This is a genomic window from Neobacillus sp. DY30 (assembly GCF_030123065.1).
Classification (GTDB): Bacteria; Bacillota; Bacilli; order Bacillales; family Cytobacillaceae; genus Neobacillus.
Genome location: NZ_CP126093.1, coordinates 2,255,384 through 2,274,674, shown reverse-complemented (window position 1 = coordinate 2,274,674; position 19,291 = coordinate 2,255,384). Strand labels below are relative to the sequence as shown.

Sequence of the window (19,291 nt, the reverse complement as noted above, 5' to 3'; positions counted from 1 at the left end):
TTTCGAGCTTTATCTCGGTCACTATAAGAGCTCTATAGTTACCCAAATTCTTTTTCGAGCTTTATCTCGGTCACTATAAGAGCTCTATAGTTACCGAAATTCTTTTTCGAGCTTTATCTCGGTCACTATAAGAGCTCTATAGTTACCCAAGTTCTTTTTCGAGCTTTATCTCGGTCACTATAAGAGCTCTATAGTTACCGAAATTCTTTTTCGAGCTAAATCTCGGTCACTATAAGAGCTCTATAGTTACCGAAATTCTTTTTCGAGCTAAATCTCGGTCACTATAAGAGCTCTATAGTTACTCAAATTTTATTTTAAGCTTCACTCTGGTCACTAAAGGAGCTTCATAGTCCATAAATTCTCTATCGAGATCCGCGTCGGTCACTATAGAACGAATTAAATTACCATTTTCAGTAAAGCATCAACTTAGCATGGCAGTAATTACCACCATGCTTAGCTAAATGGTTATTTTTCTACTGGCTCCCCAGCTTTCCCCCAGTGCGTCTTAGGGATTTCCGTTACGATTACTCGTATATTTTCTTTCGGAGCATCCAAGGTTTCAGAAACGGTATTCGTTACATTCCGAATTAATTCTGCTACTTTTTCTTTTGGTCTTCCTTCCATCATTTGCACTTGAATAATCGGCATGAATAACCCTCCACTTACAATTTTTTAATCGGTTACGGTAAACGATACTTCGCCAAAACCATCAAATTTTCCGGTTACGATATCGCCATAGCTTAATTTGACAGCAGCGGTAATGCCGCCCGTTAAGATCACGTCACCTTTGCGGACCTTATCACCCTTTCGAGCCAGCATATTGGCAAGCATCGCCACAGAATGGGCTGGGTGTCCTAGGACAGCAGCACCTGCACCCAATTCCTTGATTTCACCATTAATGGAAAGCGTTGCGCCGACAAGGTCCAATTCAAATTGTTCCGGTTTTTTTAAGGATGTTCCAAACACAACCCTTGAGGTTGAGGCATTGTCAGCAATGACGTCCGGCAGCGTAAATTGAAAGTTTTCATAACGGCTGTCGATGATTTCCAATGCCGGGAGAACGTATTCCGTTTTTGCGAGAACCTGTGCCCCAGTTATTCCAGGACCTTCAAGATCTGCTCCCATTACAAAAGCAACCTCTGCCTCTACTTTCGGATGAATCAAATCACTTAAGCGGACTTTGCCGCCATTTTCAATCAACATATAATCAAACACATATCCATAGATAGGTTCTTCAATGCCCATTTGCTTCATTTTGGCAAAGCTGGTTAAGCCCATCTTAGGACCAACAATTCTTCTTCCTTCATTTAATTTGCGGTTTACGATTTCTTGCTGAACAAGATACGCTTCCTCCACCGTTAAATCCGGCTTCTGACTCACCGTTACCTTTTGAACTTCACGCCTTTCCTCCTCCGCTGAAACGAGGTAGTTGGCAATTTCCCTATATTGACTCATGAAAATTTCTCCTCCGTTCTAAAAATGGACGCTTACCTGCCCAATGTGTGCGAATCTAGCGGTAAATGTATCTCCTGCCCGCGCTTCTATCGCTGCCGATAAGGCTCCAGAGAGAATCACTTCACCTGCGCGCAAGGGGATATCAAATTCTGACAGCTTATTAGCAAGCCAAGCAACACAATTGGCTGGATTGCCTAATGCAGCCGCGCCAACCCCTGTATTGACTAACTCGCCATTTTTATAAAAAGCCATTCCGAGCAGTTCAAGATCGATGTCTTCAACCTTCACTGGCTTGCCGCCAAGCACATAAAACCCAGACGAAGCATTATCTGCAACTGTATCAGCCAGTTTTATCTTCCAATCCTTTACTCTGCTATCAACGATTTCAAGCGCCGGAACAATATATTCTGTTGCCTGAAGAACATCTAGAGCGGTAAGATTTGGACCACGTAATTCTTTTTTTAAAATAAAGGCAATCTCTGCCTCAACCTTTGGCTGTAAAACTTTCTCGATGGAAATATATCCCCCGTTTTCAACCACCATGCTGTCTAATAGGTGTCCATAATCCGGCTCATCAACACCTAAAAGGTTTTGCATGGCCAGTGAAGTTAAACCAATCTTTTTTCCAACGATTTTCTGTCCTTGTTCTACCTTTTTCTTGATATTTTCGAGCTGGACATAATAGGCTTCCTTTACTGTCAGCTCAGAATCCATTGAAGTAAGCGGTACAATTCCAACTCTTGTAAACTCTGCTTCTGCCAATGTTTTAGCAAACACTTCTATTTTACTGTTCAATTCTCTTACTCCCTTCTAAAGCTTAATTGTAATATTCGATAATTCTGAATAGAAATCAATACTATGCATGCCGCCGGTTCTTCCGATACCGCTGTTTTTCATTCCGCCGAATGGGGTACGAAGATCGCGTAAGAACCAAGTATTAACCCAGATAATGCCCGCTTCAATTTGATGGGCAACACGGTGAGCTCGTCTTAAATCATTGGTCCAGATGGTTGCACTTAAACCATAATGGCTATCGTTCGCCTGTACAATCACTTCTTCTTCCATATCAAATGGCATTACTGTTACGACAGGTCCAAATATTTCTTCACGGACACAGCGGGAATTCCGGTCCAAACCAGTAATAATGGTTGGCTCTAAATAATATCCTTTGTCAAATCCATCTGGGCGTTTGCCGCCAGTAAGAATGTTCGCACCATCATTTCGAGCAATCTCAATATAGCTATTTACACGGTCATAATGTTCTTTACTGATTAATGCTCCTACCTTAGTATCTTCATTTTCCGGCTTACCAACTTTTAGTGTTTTTACTTTCTCAACAAATTTTTTCAAAAATTCTTCATAGGCTGGTCGTTCTACATAAATTCGTGATCCGCATAAGCAAACTTCGCCTTGGTTAATGAAACTAGATTTAATGGTGGTTTCAACGACTTCATCAAGGTCAGAGTCGGCAAAAATAATGTTTGGGTTTTTACCGCCTAGTTCAAATGATAATTTTTTCAAGGAACTTGATGCTGCTTTCATGATCGCAGAACCTGTACCTGGTTCACCAATGAAGGAAATCGCATCGATATCTGGATGTTCAGAAATGGCACCGCCGGCAGAATTCGGACCGAAACCATGGACGAGATTGACAACCCCATCTGGCACTCCAGCTTCTTTACAAATCTCCATCAACACTGTTGCTGTCATGGGTGTCCACTCGGCTGGTTTAATTACGGCTGTGTTCCCCATCGCAAGACAAGGTGCAAGTTTCCAAGTTAACAATAGTAATGGCAGGTTCCAAGGTTTAATAATGCCCACAACCCCCACTGGACGGCGGTACGAATAATGAATCGCCTGGTCATCCTGCTGATTGGCGTCCGTGTTAACAGAAATCATATAATCAGCAAAAAAATGGAAGTTGTACGCTGCCCGCGGGATATCTATGCTATTTGCGAGCCAAAACGGTTTTCCCGTATCCAATGATTCTAAACGAGCTAATTCCTCTTGTCTTTCTAGGATCAAATCACCGATTCGACGAAGGATTTTTGAACGTTCTCCTGTCGTCATATTTTTCCACTTTCCGTTTAATGCTCTTCTGGCAGCTGCTACCGCATAATCTACTTCTTCTTTTCCACCTTCTGCAACCGTTCCTAACACTTCTTCTGTGGCGGGATTAATATTTTCAAATGATTTTTTATTTTGAGATTCAACAAACTGCCCATTAATGAAGTGTAAACAATTAATTGCTTTAACTTTAGTTTCTACTTGCATATCACGATTCCTCCTAGTAGGAAAATTTATAATTTGATGGTAACGCTTGCGAGTTTCACATACAACGCTACTGTTGCTCTATGCGCAACAACTATAAAGAATTTTAAAATAAATTTTAATAATCGAAATAATTTTAATTTTCCCTTTTCTTTTAAAAAACTTTCTGCTATATTGCGTACTATAGAACAACATTGTTTTCTATATTGAAACAAGGATGTGAGTCACTTGGAAGTTAAAAATCAAGAGGATCAATATCTTTCCTCTGTTAGAAATGCGCTGAAAATATTAAAAAGCTTTACGATGGATGAGCCTGAAAAAAAGGTTAGTGATATCTCAAGCGAACTTGGACTTAACAAAAGCACGGTCAGCCGAACGATGGCCACGCTGGCTAGTGAAGGCTTTGTTTACAAAGACCCTGAATCAAAAAAATATCGACTTGGATTCTCACTTCTTTCCTTAAGCAGTATTGTTAATAGCAATACAGATGTGTATCGCGAGTCATACCCTGTCTTAAGCAGGCTTGTTGAAAACCTTGGCGAAACCGCTCACATTTCTGTAATCGATAAACTAGAGGTTATCTATTTGCAAAAAGTAGAATGTAATCATCCTGTAAGATTCTTAACTCATGTTGGCAGACGAAATCCTCCTCACTGTACGAGCTCTGGTAAAGTACTGCTTGCCTACGCAGATGAAGAATTGGTTAGCGCAGTTCTCGATCAAGGATTAGAAAAATTTACAAAAAACACGATTACAGACCCCGAGCTTCTCCGTGCTAATTTACAAGAAATAAAGCAAAATGGATATTCTACTAGCTTTGAAGAATTAAATGAAGGAGTAAATTCCATTGCTGCACCCATTTACGATTATAAAGGTAACGTGATTGCAGCCTTGTCAGTTGTCGGGCCGAAACAAAGAATTCAATCTCATAAGGTTCAAGGTTTTGCTAAGAAAATAATAGTTGCTGCCAAGGAAGTCTCAGAACGAATGGGATACAGGGGCTAATTTTATGAAAAGGAGTTTATCAAATGCATGACTTTCATACTCATTTTATCCCGTCTGATGTTATTTCCTGGCTAAAGGATAACAAGGAACTGGTAAATGCCAAATGGATTCAAAAAGAAGTAAACAAAGATGATTTCTTATTTATTAATGAAAAATGGGGCTTTGAACTAAAAAAAGCCTTTATTGACAGTGAACTCTACCTAACGCAACAGGAGAGCGCGGGGGTAACTCATTCTGTTGTTTCGCCCATCCCGCAGCTATTTCTTTATGATTTTCCTGATGAAATCACAACGGATATCTCTAACGTATATAATCACTCATTGGCAGAGTGGTCTAGGTCAGCTCCTCAAAAAATCTCAGCATTAGGCACCGTACCCCTTACCAACCCAGACAAAGCAGCCCAAGTCTTACAAACTGCTATGAATCTTGGATTAAAAGGCGTCATTATCGGTCCTGGTCTTTCAGGACAGATGTTATCCGATGAATTTTTTACACCTTTTTTTGAAGAAGCCAATCGCCAAAAAGCCATTGTTTTTATCCATCCATTGTTGTGTGAAGACCCTCGATTAAACAGAAGAATGATGCCCAATTTAATAGGGGTGCCATGGGAAACAACGGTTTGTGCGACGGATCTGTTATTAAGCGGACTAATTGACAGATATCCAAATGTAAAAATCCTTTTTGCCCATGGCGGCGGTTTCTTACCGTATCAAATAGGCCGGTTGGACAAAGGGTATGAGCAGTGGAACCTTGTATCGTCTAAGCTTAAGGCAACCCCGTCTGAATACTTAAAACGCTTTTGGTATGATACTGTATTGTGGAATAAAGAAAGTCTGGATTTCCTGGTTAATGCAGTTGGAGCAGACAGAGTTGTTCCGGGATCGGATTACCCCTTCGACCTTTCTGTATGGCCGCCTGAGGGAAAATTTCAAAACGGCGTAAGTTCTTTATTAGAATAAAAATGAATGACTAAAGGCACTGGAATCGATATATTCTGGTGCCTTTAGTGGTTCCTAACCTTCTAGTTTAGACAGTGGTGTTGATAGCAGAATCTTCTGAAATCTCAGGAGAAACTTTTACTGGTGCAGTTTCCTTTAGAAGAAACGATAACAAGAAGAAAACAACTGCTGTCCCGCTTGCAAGCCACAGCGGTGTGTACAAACTAAACTTATCGGCAAGGATTCCAGCAAGTACAGGCCCTGCTGTTCCGCCGATAATTTCTCCGGTAAGGACAACACTAGCGATGGCGGTTGCAGTAAACACCTTCGGAACCGACTCCGATGGTATGATGGCAAGATAGAGAGGCTGTGCCCCAAATCCTATCGTAAGAAAGAAGATTGAAATAGCCAGCAGGGCAAAGTTCGTATGAAAAGCTGCCACCGCAAGCGGAAGCAGAATAGCGATTAATGTTGCAGGAACAATGATTGTCTTCCTGCCAAGTCTATCGGATAAAAACGGCAGAAGAAATTGCCAGACGAACATCCCTATCCCCATTATCCCTAAAATAGCTCCATATTGTGCTTCACTATAGTTTGAAACACCCGATAAAAATAGCGGCATAAAACTGGTAAATACTAACAAATACATCATGTAAAAAATAGCCATCAGCATACTGACCCAAACGTTACGGGTTTTAAATACACTTTTATACTCCTGAAACGTTGGCTTTCCTTTTTTGTGGTCATTCCCATGGCTGAATGTAAAATTAGGCTCTTTCATATAAAAAATTAGTATTACCGCTAAGATGATTCCGGGTATAGCTAATGCGAAGAACGAATAGCGCCAATTTGTTGCTGCAGCGATAGCCACGACGATAACAGGAGCAACAGCATTCCCTAATAATGCACCAGACCCCTGGATAAATCCTAAATTTGAGCCTCTTCTTTTTGGCATTGATTCCGCCATCATAGTCGATTGAACCAATGGAATGACCGGGCCCTCTGTAACACCCATCAATAAACGAACAAGAATAAGCGAACCCAACCCGCCAACTAAACCAGAAGTAAAGGTAGCGATCGAAAAACCAAGTATAAAGATAATTAACGTGAGTTTCTTTTTGCCAATAAAATCTGAAACACTAGCAAATAGTAAGGTTGAGATCCCCCATGCAATGCTCGTAGCTCCGACAATCATTCCCATTTGAGTGTTACTCAAATTTAACTCCTCTGATACAAATGGAAACAAATAGATAATACTTAACCTGTCCATAAAAACAAGACCAAACACCAAAAATAAAAGAATCAGCAGGTTATTTTCATACCTAAAGAATGATTGGCTAGTTTTACTCACAACGACACCCCTTTATTATTTACGATTGTTCCTATAACACTTAGTTTTCGCTGTTCATGGGAACAAGATTTTATTGGTATTGTTCCCTCTTAATCTCATTTACGCCATACACGGGAACGATTCTCTTAGTATCTTTCCCTATATCTCTCATTTTGCCGTTTAAGGGAACGATTCCAATCAAAAAGTCCGGTTATCCCCATCCCATAATCGCTTTGAATTGTTGTTTTAATCGATAATCGCGACTGCCCGGGTCCACCCTCCGCTGGCGCCTTTGATTTTTACAGGGAAAACGGATACCTTAAATCCGTATGAAGGTAATTGATCCAAGTTTGCTAGTTTTTCAATTTGGCAATATTCTTTTTCCTTACCAGCATAATGAGCTGCCCATAGTACACCTGGACGTGGATTTTCCTTATAATCCGCGGCTTGAATAGCCAATGGAGTATCCCAGCCCCAGCCGTCTGTCCCCATTACTCTAATACCTTGATCAATCAGCCAGAGAGTTGCCTCAGCTGAAACACCTACATGAATTTCACTATAATTGGGCTGGTATCTTTTTTTATCCGCATCACAACGAATCATCACGATATCATACGGCTTTAGTTGGTAATCTATTTTTTGTAATTTCTCCTGGAGGTCTGAAATGGTTACTGCATAACCCGCTGGTTTATCAGTAAAGTCAAGGACAACGCCATCATTGAAAAACCATTCAAGCGGGAGTTCATCTATCGTCCTTGCAGGTTTCCCTTCTGCTGTTGGCCAATAATGCCATGGTGCATCGACGTGAGTGCCGGCATGACTTGTGAGAGTTAAAAACTCGCCAGCAAGTCCCTTTCGTTCGGGAAAATCGTCCGGTTTAACTCCAACCAGCTTTGCACCAAATTCAGCACCCTCTTCATGTGTTTCATAGCGGATTGAAAAGGGAAGTGGATCTTTTAATTCTTCTTCGATTGAAACACTTAAATCTATTATTTTAACCATATAATCCTCCGTAATTTTCAAAAGTCTGGGTCTCATGAGCCTTTCATGAGGACCTTTTCTATCAGTTTTTCAAAGATTCGGGTCTCAACAGCCTTTCAAGAGGAAACATTCCCATTACCCAACAATCTTATTTCTAAGAACCCCCAGCCCCGTAATCTCTAACTCTATCTCATCTCCAGGCTCCAGCCAGCGGTACTTGTCAGTTCCCAATTCTAAAACACAGCCAAATCCAACAGTTCCTGAGCCGATAATGTCACCAGGATACAACGTCACATCCTCTGATGCCCGCTCAATCATTTGGCCGAATGAATAGTATATATCTTTAAAATTCCCATTAGACCATACTTCTCCGTTTACTTTCGCCGTCATTTCCAAGTCGAAGACATCACCAATTTTGTATGGTTGCAATTCATCTTTTGTGACAATCCATGGCCCAATAGAAGTAGCAAAATCTTTCCCCTTTGCTGGACCGAGTAATACCTTCATTTCCTGTGCCTGCAAATCCCTGGCAGACCAATCATTTAAAATCGTATAGCCGAAGATATATTCTTCCGCTTCACTTGCTTTAATGTTTTTCCCTTCTTTCCCGATGATACAAGCCATTTCTAATTCGTAATCCAATCTCACACATTTTTTTGGGCGTGCTATGTCTTCACCTGGCCCCCTCATGACATTCGGATTTGAAAAATAAAAGATAGGTACCTCATACCACTCAGGTGCAACGGTGTTCCCATGTGTCGCTGCTGCGTTTTTAACATGCGTTTCAAATGCTACATAATCCCGGAATGTACATGGGTTTGGCAACGGTGCAAGCAATTCAACTTCTTCGATTGAATAGGTGGATTGGACATTTTTTTCAATTGATTGGATTACTGGCATATAGTCATCTTGGTGCTGCAGCAATTCACGAATGCTGCCTGGTAATTTTCCTTGACCAGCAAATTGCATATCCACTACTCCGTCATTGCGAAGCCATCCGGCCCGATGGACACCTTCCGGGTTTCGAAAAGTAACAAATTTCATAAAATAATCTCCCCAATCTCTTAAACTAATAAAGGACATCTCTAAGACGCCCTTTATTACATTCATAAAACTTAAAATAAGTTAAGCTTTTTCTCTGATACTATCAAACTGCTTGGATTCAAAAATATTCACTTCATCCCAGGCATCGTTCGGATTTTCCTCAACCTTCCACATCTTTGGACCATAATCTGGGGCAAAGTACAATGGAGAACCGCCATAGATTTCAATCCGATTGCCGCCTGGTTCAATCGCATAAGTCGTAAACGCCTCACCCACAGCATGTTTAAATGGTTTCATCTCTAATCTGTAGCCGTTATCCACCACATAATCTGCAGTCTCCAGCACTTGGTCACGGTTTTCCACAGCAAAGCATAAATGGTTCAGCTGCCCATGCTCCCTTTTAAAATCAGCAAATAAGGCAATTTCATGAGATAAGCTTGAAACAGCTAATAACGAACCAACCTCTGTTCCATTTGGAATGATAATTCCTTCATTATGTTTAAAACCTAACTCTTTATAGAAATTGGTATGACGGGTTACATCACTTGTCCATAGCGTCACATGGTCTAATCGTCTGACAGACGCACCGCGGCTTGGATTTTTTTGCGGACGGGATCTCCATTTACTTTTCAAATGGGCAGGGATTTCTGCAAGCTCTACATCCCAAAAGATTTCTTCTAAATGTCCATCAGGAGAGTAGAATTGATAGGCCCTTCCGTGTCCTAGATCTCCATCAATCCAGCCTTTGCCGCAGCCAAGGTTCTCAATGTATTCAACGGCATCCAGCAGATCTTCATCACTTTCTGCACGCCAGCTTATATGGCCAACTCCTTTTGTTTTTGCTTCAGTTATCTTTAAACTGTGATGAAAAAATTCGCCCCATGCACGCATGTAAACAGATTGGCCGATTCTTCCGGATTCCTCCATTCCCAAAACTTCTCTAAAGAATTTCACGGATTCTTCTGGTTTTGGACTTAATAATTCCACGTGGGCTAATTGTGAGATAAAGTGATTTCTTTTTGGCATGATTTTCTTCCTCCTAAAAATGAATAATAGTGTATTATGCGTTCAACTGAAGCTTGAGCCAATCGTACATTTCATAAGTCTCGGTTACGTTATCCACCTGGCAATGAGCGGAACCCGGACTGCTCGTTGGAACAATTTTCAACCATCTTGGGCAGGTTAAATCATTGTATAGGTTGTAAGCGTTCTCGACAGAGACCTGACGATCATCTTCACCATGGATAATATAAGTTGGCATACTGATTTTTTCAGCCACTCCTTTAAGATTAAAGAGGTCCAACTTTTTCCTCGCTTCATCCATAGATTCTGCACCTACAACATGCTGGAGAATTTTCGCTAACGGATGGTTATCTGGACGCTTTGCCCAAACAGATTGATAATCATAAACAGCACCCCAAACGGCGCATGCCTTGAAGCGGGGTTCAAAGGCTGCTGATCTCGCTGCCATATATCCGCCCATTGAAACCGCCATAATTCCAACTCGATTTGGATCGATATCCAGGTTCTGCGCAGCCCATTCATAAGCAGCGGTACCCGCGACATTGTAATCGTAACGGGATGAAATATGGTTCAACCTTAATGCTCCGCCCTGCCCAGGACCGTCAATAGCAAGGAGGGCAATTCCCCGTTCATTTAATAGCTGTGCGGGACCAAAATATAATTCCTCTGCTGTTGAATCAAGACCGCCAAACATGATGACTAATGGAGATTCTTTTTTGCCTGGTACAGCGAAAAAGTACCCTGGCAGAAATGAGTTTTCATAGGGAACTTGGACTGCCACTGGCGGATTTTCCACCATTTCTGCCCCTTTTCTGAACGATTCTACCCCTTTTAAGTAGGTTGGTATTTTTCTAGGATCATCTGGCTGCAGGAAAAACTCAGCGGTTCGGATATAATTGGACGCCCGTAAAAAAGCAGCTCTAGCAGTTCCAATATGCTCCTTATCAAGGGCTTCATTCGCAACAGCAAGCGAGCGGTTCCCAGCTCCCATCCATGCATAATGGAAACTATCCGTATCACCAAGGGTAATATTACCGGCTGCTTCGAGAATTTCATTCACCTCACCGCCGCCAAAATGTGCCTGGCTAAACATCCTTACAATTTGATAAGACCACATATAATGTTCAGGAAAATAATGCCACATATTTACTACACTCCGTATTCTATTTATTTTTTCTAGATAACCTCTGTCATTCTAACTAAGCTTTGTGCCACAATGGCGTTCGGGTTATTCTCTTTCGGCAGCCTGCCTTCTAATTGCAAGAGCTCCCAATTAACCAACGTGTTTGAATGATCGACGACAAACTTACAGCGTTCAAAGCGCCGAACCATAAATTCATCTAAAATATCTGAAACTGGCTCATCTTTTTGAAGCAATTCCGATAATACAAGGGCATCCTCTATCGCCATCGCAGCACCTTGTGCTAAATGCGGGACAGTTGCATGTGCAGCATCGCCAATTAACAGCACCCTTTCCCGATACCAAGGTTTCTCAACAATAAGGGTTTCAAGCGGACGATACACCACTTCTTTTGGATCGGTAATTTGTCCACTTAGTTCCGCAACTAAGCCGCCAAATTCTTGAAGGGCCTCACGCATAAGAACATGCAGCTGGTCTTCTTGCTTCCATGGGTTTCCTGGTTCTGCCGTAACAACAAAAACATAACAGCTATCCTCGGTCATAGGAACAATCCCAGCTTTGGCTTTCCGTCCATAAAACATCGTAATGTTCTCGAGATTCTCAGGACGCTTGAGTGTATAACGCCAGACAGCCTGTCCGACGAAGTTTGGTTCAATATCGCCAAACACCAAGTTACGAACCTTTGATCTGACTCCATCAGCTCCAATGACAAGATCATAGGTCCCTGAGGTACCATCGGTAAATTGTGTATAAACAAAGCTGTCTGCATGTTCAATCACATCAACAGTGGTACCCATTCGAATCTTTGTCCCTTTTTCAATAGCCTCATGCAGCAAAATTTCATGGAAGTTCCTTCTTGGAATACCTCCCGTCATATTAAACTTTCCTGATGGATGAATAGGTGCATCAAAGATCATATTTCCTTTGGCGTCGCGGATATGTAAGGCAGAGTGTGTTGTTCCCACTGCTAGGAATTCTTTCGTAATCCCAAGTGCATCAATTGCCCTTAGTGCATTGGATTGTAGAATGATCCCTACTCCATAAACATTCCATTCCTTTTGTTTTTCAACAATCTCTGTTTCAATTCCGGCCTTTTGTAAAGCAATAGCTGTCGCCAGCCCGCCGATGCCGCCCCCAACGATAAGAACCTTTTTTACTTTTGACAAGAAAACCCCTCCTTTTATTTAGCTTTAGGATTCAATGCTTCATGCAGTCAAAAAAATAATCTTCACACTGTGTACATAGTAAAAAGGTGTGTGAATCCTATACCAATTCATATTGCAAGAAGTGTGCCAAAATAGAAAACGTTGTCATTTTGCAATATTCCAAAAATATAGAATTACACTTAAGCGAGTAATTGTCCGAAAACACTACACATGTGTTTGGATTGTCCGAAATCAGTACAACAAACTAAAAACAGAGAGCGTTTTTAATAAAGACTTTTTGGATCCCAGACTCAAAAAGGCATAGTCCCCGCTTTTTTTGTGCCAACTTCGTATTAATATTCCGAAAAATATAAATTATATATTGAAATAAAAACTTTAAATGTTTATAATCTCTAATTAGAGAACGATATTAACTATTAGTAAAGTGTAATTAGTGTTAACCTACATAACCATTATGAGTTGTCACATTTTCGTAAGCGTTATCATTTAATTTTAAATATTTAGGGGGAAAAATATGAAAACGATTAATTCTACTGAAATAATTGCAAACAGCAAATTCAACCGCTTTCATCTAGGATTACTATTATGGAGTTTTGTCATTATCTTGTTTGATGGTTATGATTTGGTCGTCTATGGAACGGTCGTCCCTAGCTTAATAGAGGAATGGAATCTATCATCTGTGGAAGCTGGGGCAATCGGAACATATGGGTTATTCGGGATGATGTTCGGAGCAATCTTTTTCGGTACTTTAGCCGACAGGATTGGCAGAAAAAACGTAGTTGCAATAACATTAGTACTGTTTAGTTTATTTACGTTCCTATGCGGTTTTGCTGAAACCCCAACGACTTTCTCAACCTTCCGTTTCTTAGCGGGGTTAGGTTTGGGAGGAATCATGCCTAATGTTATCGCGCTTTTAACGGACTATGCTCCGAAAACGATGAGAAGTATGATTGTAAGTATCGTATTATGTGGTTATTCTGTTGGGGGAATTCTTGCTCCATTAATAGGGATCTTCTTAATGCCTTCATTTGGTTGGGAATCTATCTTCTGGTTTGCAGGTGTCCCATTACTGTTTTTGCCTATTATGTATAAACAGCTGCCCGAAACAGCAAGCTATCTAATCCGTACTGGAAAAAAAGAAAAATTGATTGCAACTCTTGCTAAAGTAAGTCCAGAATTGCATTTTAGTGAGCATGATGAAATTATGGACATAAAAATACAAGAATCAAAAGTTCCTATAATAGGATTATTTAAAGATAACCGGGCATTCAGTACGGTTATGTTCTGGACAGCGTTTTTCAGTTGTTTATTGATGGTTTATGGTTTGAATACTTGGCTTCCAAAATTGATGATGGAAGCAGGCTACGGATTAAATTCAAGCCTAGGCTTTCTTATTGCCCTCCAAGGGGGAGCCATTATCGGTACACTTATAATTGGACGACTTTGTGATAAATACGGTTCAAAAAAAATGCTTGTTCCGATGTATGCCTCAGGCGCAGTTGCTCTGACACTCCTTGGATTTGGAGGAAATACCTTTGTAATATACCTATTGGTAGCAATTGCAGGAGCGGCAACTATTGGTGCACAGAATATTGTCCAGGCCTATGTTTCTCAGTACTATCCGCCAACGATTAGATCTACAGCATTAGGGATGGCTTCCGGAGTCGGCAGGACTGGCGGTATGCTGGGGCCACTTTTAGGAGGATTCCTATTATCCGTTTCTTTACCAATTCACTTAAACTTTATCGCCTTTGCGATTCCTGGCTTGATTGCAGCCGCAGCCCTCTTTATGGTGCCTTTAAAAAGCGCCTATCAAAATGAGAACGTTGCCAAAGAGGAATCTATTAAAGTTCATGTGAGTTGAGTCCATTTTAAGGTGTTTTTCTGACATCCTTATTGGTAGATATAAAAAGCAGAACTCGCCATAGTAAAAATTGGCGAGTTTCTTTATTAGGAGCTTTGTAGAAATTTGTACATTAAAAGGATGTTTAATGATAAAAACTTTGGGATAAAACTAAATGCAGTAAATGGAGGTGTAATATTTGCAGAAAATTCCAACACCTAAAGAAATCCAACAATATACCATTGAGTTAAATAATATGATGATGGATTATTGGATACATAATTTTGTTTTTTCATTAAAATGGTGGATTCTACTTGTTTTGACAATTGTTCCGTGGTTTTTTTGGAGGAAGATAGTTGATAAAAGCCGTATTTTAGAAATTTTATTATATGGATTTTTTATCATATCTATGTCAACTTTTCTTGATGTCATGGGGTGGAATTTTTCAATGTGGGTTTATTCCGATACTCTCCTTCCACTTTGTACTCCTTTAGTTCCGATAGATTACACGTTACTCCCAATACTTTATATGTTAGTTTATCAAAATTTTTCAAGCTGGAAATCCTTTACGATCGTTCTTCTGATTATGTCTCTCATTTTTGCTTTTGTCTTGGAACCTCTTGCAGAAATGCTGAACCTTTATAAACCACTTAAATGGAACCATGTTTTTTCATTTTTCGGTTTTTTCTTAATGGGAGTTTTCTCTAGAGGGTTAGTTTTTAAAATTATTAAAATACAGAGAGAGGGTAACCGTTAAAGATAAAAAGGTGACCCTTAATTCAAATTCTCCAAATCATGTTTAACTATATGGTGTGGCGGGTAGTAAATAAAATGATAAATCATAAAGGAGGAATGAGCATGAATGTTGCTGAAGTAATGACGACCAATGTTGATAGCTGTTGTCCAGAAAGTACGTGTAAAGAGGTTGCCATGAAAATGAAAGAGCTGGATGTGGGGGCCGTTCCAATTTGTGATAATGAAAAATTAGTAGGAATCGTAACCGATCGGGATTTAGTCATAAAGGGTTTTGTCAATGATTATACGCCTGACTCCACGATTTCTGAATTAGTAACCGACAATGTTGTAAAAGGAAACAAAGAAATGTCAGTGGAGGAAGCGGTAAGACTCATGTCCCAGCACCAAATTCGCCGTCTTCCTATTGTGGAGGATGACAAATTGGTTGGAATCGTCTCCCTAGGTGATTTAGCTGTTAATCATCAGTCGACTGATGAAGCTGGACAAGCCCTTAAGAATATATCGAATCCTGCCGAACCTAAACTATCAAACTTCTAATCAAAAGCCAATGTATCCGATATGTGCCACTGGGAAAGTTCATATTAAATAAGTAATCAGGCCTCTACGATCCAAAACATATTTTATGTTTTGGCGTAGAGGCCTTTTTATAAATACAGGTCCATTCATGTTAAGAAAACACAAAAAAACGGAACCCCTTTATTGTAAAGGGAAGACTCTTTTATGTAATAAAACGGCTATGATAATTGATACAGATACATTTTTTCATACAAAGTGGATCTGGCAATGCCGAGCTTTTTTGCTGCTTTACTCTTGTTCCCTTTTGACTCTTTAAGGGCATTGATTATTAATTGCTGTTCCATAACATACTTTGGTTTTTGTGGAGTCTGATTAACAAAAATTTCTCTTTGAACCGGTGTGGTACTCAAGTTAATGTTTTGTATCAATAAGCGCTTAGGTAAATGTAGATAATCAATTTCGCCATTTGCAAGGATGACAGCGCGTTCCATTGTATTTTCCAGTTCCCTAATATTCCCCGGCCAAGGGTAGTTTTCTAGAACCTCCATGACCCTGCCTAAAAGATTGGGAACTTCCCTTTTTTCGCGCTTCGCTGTCTTTTCCATCAATTTATTCACAAGTAGCGGAAGATCTCCTTTACGATCACGTAAAGCCGGGACGAACAAATTGATCACATTCAGTCGATAATATAAATCATTTCGAAAATTACCTTCCGATACTTCTTGCGCCAAATTTCTATTTGTAGCTGCAATAATCCTGATATTAAGTGAAATCGGTTCATGTCCTCCGATTCTCGTGATCGACCTGCTTTGTATCACACGAAGAAGCTTGGATTGAATCTCTAATGGCATTTCTCCAATCTCATCTAGGAAAACCGTCCCACCGTTGGCACGTTCGAACTTTCCCATCATGCCGCCTTTGTGAGAACCGGTAAACGCACCAGCTTCATAGCCAAATAATTCACTTTCCACTAGATTCCTTGGTATAGCAGAGCAATCAATGACAATAAATGGATGGTTCGAACGGATGCTGTAATTATGAATAGACTGGGCAATGAGTTCCTTCCCTGTTCCGCTTTCACCCTCAATTAAGATACTTGAGTCCTGTAATGCCGCCTTTTTGGCTAATTGGATTAAACTCTCCATTTCTTTACATTGATATATAATATCATCAAAGTTAAAAAAGCCCTTTGTGTTAACAATCATCTCTACTTCTTTTCTAATATCTTTAAAGTGAAACATAACCCCGATTGGTTCATTCGAATTATCATAGAGGGGAACGGAAGATAATCGAAAATGATATTGCCCCTTATTAATTTTTATAATTATGTCTTTGTTAATGACCGGCATACCAATTTCCAAAACGTCTAATGAAAATGCCTGGTTATCCAAAACCTTAGAAATGGGCTGTCCTAATACTTCTTCTGCTCTTACACCGAGCATTTCCCCTCCCACCTCATTAATAAACATGATGTTTCCAAACTTATCAACAGATAAACTGCCTGCACTAACCGTTTCGGTAATCTGTTTCATATGATCGTTTTTTAAGTGAACCTCCTGAAGCTTCATGTTTGTTTCAAGCATGGTGCTAATATACGTTGACAAAAGTTCTACTATAACTAGAGTAAGTGCATCATGAGCAATTTCAGAGGTACACACCAAATAATACTTAGTTTTTTTCTCTACGATAATGGGTGAGGAGTATAAAAATTCTGATTTTCCTGCCGGAGCCCATCCAGACAAGGTGTTAGTATAGCATGTCGTTTTGTGCATGAGTGTTACATCACGGGGCAGGTCAATTCCTCTGCCACTATCCAAAAACACTTCATCTAAATGAGGGTCGAAATGACAAATGTAAGATAGATCGGAACTCACAATTTGGATTTGCGTATTTATTTCATTGTAGGTTTTGTATTGCTCAAACACCTTTTTAACTATGTCCACCACAAGGTCGATATGAATAACCATGATTGATATCATCCCTTTTACATTTATCTATTCACCTGTTCAATATTATATTTTGCTATTTTCTCATATAAGTTTGAGCGGGATATCCCCAGTTTTCGCGCTGCTTGGCTTTTGTTCCAATATACATGATCAAGAGTGTTACGAATTAATTCCTTTTCCTTCTCTCTAATAGAATTCGCATCATTAAGATTGATAGATTGCGCCGGTTTTCTTTTATCACTATTAACAAGTGCATTCAGCAGATAATTGGGTAAGTGTTCAGGTTCCATCACAACATGAGCAATTAGAATCGCTCTTTCTATTACATTCTCTAATTCTCTTATATTTCCGGGCCATGAATAGCTTTCAAGTATTTTCATCGTTTCCAAAGAGATGGTTGGTGCTTGACGATTGGTTCGTTTTGCTGCTACCTCAACTAAGGTTTTTGCCAATAAGGGAATGTCACCCTCTCTTTCCCTTATTGGTGGGATGGTTAGCTGCAGGACATTTAAACGATAATAAAGATCTAATCGAAAATTTTGGTATTCAACTTCTGCCTCAAGATTTCGGTTCGTTGCTGCAATGATTCTAACATTACATGTTGTCGGCTCATGTCCGCCAACACGTGTAATTGTACGGGTTTGAAGAACACGCAGCAGTTTCACTTGAATTTCTAAAGGCATTTCCCCGATTTCATCAAGAAATACAGTACCTCCATTGGCAACTTCAAATTTTCCAAGCCTTCCGCCTTTTCGGGCACCAGTAAAAGCGCCATCGACATAGCCGAATAACTCACTTTCTACTAAATCTCTCGGTATGGAAGAACAGTCAATGACAACAAACGGCTTCCCTTTACGCTGGCTTTGATTATGTATGGCTTGAGCGATTAGTTCTTTTCCGGTCCCGCTCTCCCCTTCTATTAAAATATTAGATTCTGTTTTTGCCGCGACCTTTGCTGTCTTAATCAACTCTTGCATGGAAGTGCTTTTATATATGATATCTTCGAATTGAAATATTGGATTGATATTGACTAAGCTCTCCAATTTTTTCATGATAATTTTCATTTCTCTAAAGGTAATGACGATTCCAACAGGACCCCCATTTTCAAATAAAGGTGTTACAGAAAAAACTAGATGAATCTTCCCTTTTGGTGATTCAAAAGATACTTCACGGTTCACCCAGTTCTCTTTTGTTTGTAGTGTTACAAGAGGGGAAGGCTTAAAATTAGGAAGAATTCCGATTAGTGACTTCCCGGTTAGTTCATTTTCATCAAGTCCTAGAATGCTAGTCCCAATTTTATTTATAAAAGTAATAATTCCTTTTTGATCAACGGTCAAGTACCCTTCCTCGATGGTGTTCGTTATTTGCTGCTGATATTTACTATGCAAGAATAAGGATTTAAGATTTGGCTGGGTTACGAGTTGATAACTTAGCTGTTTTGCCAGGAGGTCTAGAATTTGTAGTATTTTTTTATTATTTTTTTCATGATATTTTGTCACTAATGTATATTGATGTTCACCATTTTGTAAAACCGGACAGGCATAAATCAATAATGTTTGAGACTCCTCGGAATATATAGCATTTGAATGAATAGATTCTTTCCAATTTATCGTATTCAACCTTTTACGCTCATTTTCATCAACGATGACTTTTTTCTCACGGGTATCGTAATGGCAATGGTATGTATAAAGATTATTCAGAAGGTAGATTTCTGTTATCCCTGTTTTAAAACTTCCAATGGAGCTGCAAACCTTTTGAAAGCATTCTATTAAAGGCTGTTCTATTGTATTCATACTAAATATTCACCGCCTCATACAATAGTATTTAACAAGAATTCTTTATGTATTAGAAAATTATAACATATAGTCTGATTATT

At 39.8% G+C, this 19,291-nt stretch carries 17 protein-coding genes; 5 read left to right on the top strand and 12 right to left on the bottom strand.

The window, feature by feature from the left end:
• Positions 1–465: 465 nt before the first annotated feature.
• The 4 genes from QNH29_RS10975 to QNH29_RS10960 are packed head-to-tail and all read right to left on the bottom strand — an operon-like array spanning position 466 to position 3,729.
• Positions 466–648 (bottom strand): 4-oxalocrotonate tautomerase, encoded by a 183-nt coding sequence (locus QNH29_RS10975; RefSeq protein WP_179599365.1) that lies wholly within the window; start codon positions 646–648, stop codon positions 466–468.
• A 24-nt stretch (positions 649–672) separates the two neighbouring features.
• Positions 673–1,455, bottom strand: a complete 783-nt coding sequence (locus QNH29_RS10970; protein WP_283864807.1) for a 2-keto-4-pentenoate hydratase — start codon at positions 1,453–1,455, stop codon at positions 673–675.
• An 18-nt stretch (positions 1,456–1,473) separates the two neighbouring features.
• Complete coding sequence (locus QNH29_RS10965; RefSeq protein WP_283864806.1) at positions 1,474–2,250, bottom strand: 2-keto-4-pentenoate hydratase; 777 nt, start codon at positions 2,248–2,250, stop codon at positions 1,474–1,476.
• 15 nt (positions 2,251–2,265) lie between these two features.
• On the bottom strand, positions 2,266–3,729 hold the full coding sequence (locus QNH29_RS10960; RefSeq protein WP_283864805.1) for an aldehyde dehydrogenase: 1,464 nt from the start codon (positions 3,727–3,729) through the stop codon (positions 2,266–2,268).
• Between the two features lie 225 nt (positions 3,730–3,954).
• Here QNH29_RS10960 and QNH29_RS10955 point away from each other — a divergent pair, with 225 nt between their 5' ends.
• Positions 3,955–4,731, top strand: coding sequence for an IclR family transcriptional regulator (locus QNH29_RS10955; RefSeq protein WP_283864804.1), 777 nt, complete (start codon positions 3,955–3,957; stop codon positions 4,729–4,731).
• Between the two features lie 23 nt (positions 4,732–4,754).
• On the top strand, positions 4,755–5,690 hold the full coding sequence (locus QNH29_RS10950; RefSeq protein WP_283864803.1) for an amidohydrolase family protein: 936 nt from the start codon (positions 4,755–4,757) through the stop codon (positions 5,688–5,690).
• A 67-nt stretch (positions 5,691–5,757) separates the two neighbouring features.
• On the opposite strand, the gene QNH29_RS10945 is transcribed toward QNH29_RS10950, so the two are convergent.
• From QNH29_RS10945 to QNH29_RS10920, 6 genes are all read right to left on the bottom strand, one after another.
• Complete coding sequence (locus QNH29_RS10945) at positions 5,758–7,020, bottom strand: MFS transporter (RefSeq protein ID WP_283864802.1); 1,263 nt, start codon at positions 7,018–7,020, stop codon at positions 5,758–5,760.
• A gap of 225 nt (positions 7,021–7,245) precedes the next feature.
• Complete coding sequence (locus QNH29_RS10940; protein WP_283864801.1) at positions 7,246–8,001, bottom strand: cyclase family protein; 756 nt, start codon at positions 7,999–8,001, stop codon at positions 7,246–7,248.
• Positions 8,002–8,115: 114 nt separating this feature from the next.
• Positions 8,116–9,024, bottom strand: a complete 909-nt coding sequence (locus QNH29_RS10935) for a fumarylacetoacetate hydrolase family protein (RefSeq protein ID WP_283865597.1) — start codon at positions 9,022–9,024, stop codon at positions 8,116–8,118.
• Positions 9,025–9,105: 81 nt separating this feature from the next.
• Positions 9,106–10,050 carry a VOC family protein gene (locus QNH29_RS10930; RefSeq protein WP_283864800.1) on the bottom strand — a complete coding sequence of 315 codons (945 nt, stop codon included), beginning with the start codon at positions 10,048–10,050 and terminating at the stop codon, positions 9,106–9,108.
• Between the two features lie 34 nt (positions 10,051–10,084).
• Positions 10,085–11,191: an alpha/beta hydrolase family protein gene (locus QNH29_RS10925; RefSeq protein ID WP_283864799.1), complete on the bottom strand. Its 1,107-nt coding sequence runs from the start codon at positions 11,189–11,191 to the stop codon at positions 10,085–10,087.
• 32 nt (positions 11,192–11,223) lie between these two features.
• The gene (locus tag QNH29_RS10920; RefSeq protein WP_283864798.1) at positions 11,224–12,354 is read right to left on the bottom strand and encodes an FAD-dependent monooxygenase; all 1,131 of its coding nucleotides are present in this window, start codon (positions 12,352–12,354) and stop codon (positions 11,224–11,226) included.
• Between the two features lie 514 nt (positions 12,355–12,868).
• On the opposite strand from QNH29_RS10920, the gene QNH29_RS10915 reads away from it, so the two are divergent.
• The 3 genes from QNH29_RS10915 to QNH29_RS10905 all read left to right on the top strand — a co-directional run bounded on the left by QNH29_RS10915 (position 12,869) and on the right by QNH29_RS10905 (position 15,490).
• Complete coding sequence (locus tag QNH29_RS10915; protein WP_283864797.1) at positions 12,869–14,218, top strand: MFS transporter; 1,350 nt, start codon at positions 12,869–12,871, stop codon at positions 14,216–14,218.
• A gap of 178 nt (positions 14,219–14,396) precedes the next feature.
• Positions 14,397–14,954, top strand: a complete 558-nt coding sequence (locus QNH29_RS10910; RefSeq protein WP_283864796.1) for a CBO0543 family protein — start codon at positions 14,397–14,399, stop codon at positions 14,952–14,954.
• A gap of 101 nt (positions 14,955–15,055) precedes the next feature.
• Entirely contained in the window at positions 15,056–15,490 is a 435-nt protein-coding gene (locus QNH29_RS10905; protein WP_283864795.1) for a CBS domain-containing protein, read from the top strand.
• A gap of 197 nt (positions 15,491–15,687) precedes the next feature.
• Here QNH29_RS10905 and QNH29_RS10900 read toward each other — a convergent pair whose 3' ends face one another.
• Positions 15,688–17,436, bottom strand: coding sequence for a sigma-54 interaction domain-containing protein (locus QNH29_RS10900; RefSeq protein WP_283864794.1), 1,749 nt, complete (start codon positions 17,434–17,436; stop codon positions 15,688–15,690).
• Positions 17,437–17,459: 23 nt separating this feature from the next.
• Complete coding sequence (locus QNH29_RS10895; RefSeq protein ID WP_283864793.1) at positions 17,460–19,208, bottom strand: sigma-54 interaction domain-containing protein; 1,749 nt, start codon at positions 19,206–19,208, stop codon at positions 17,460–17,462.
• Positions 19,209–19,291: the final 83 nt, after the last annotated feature.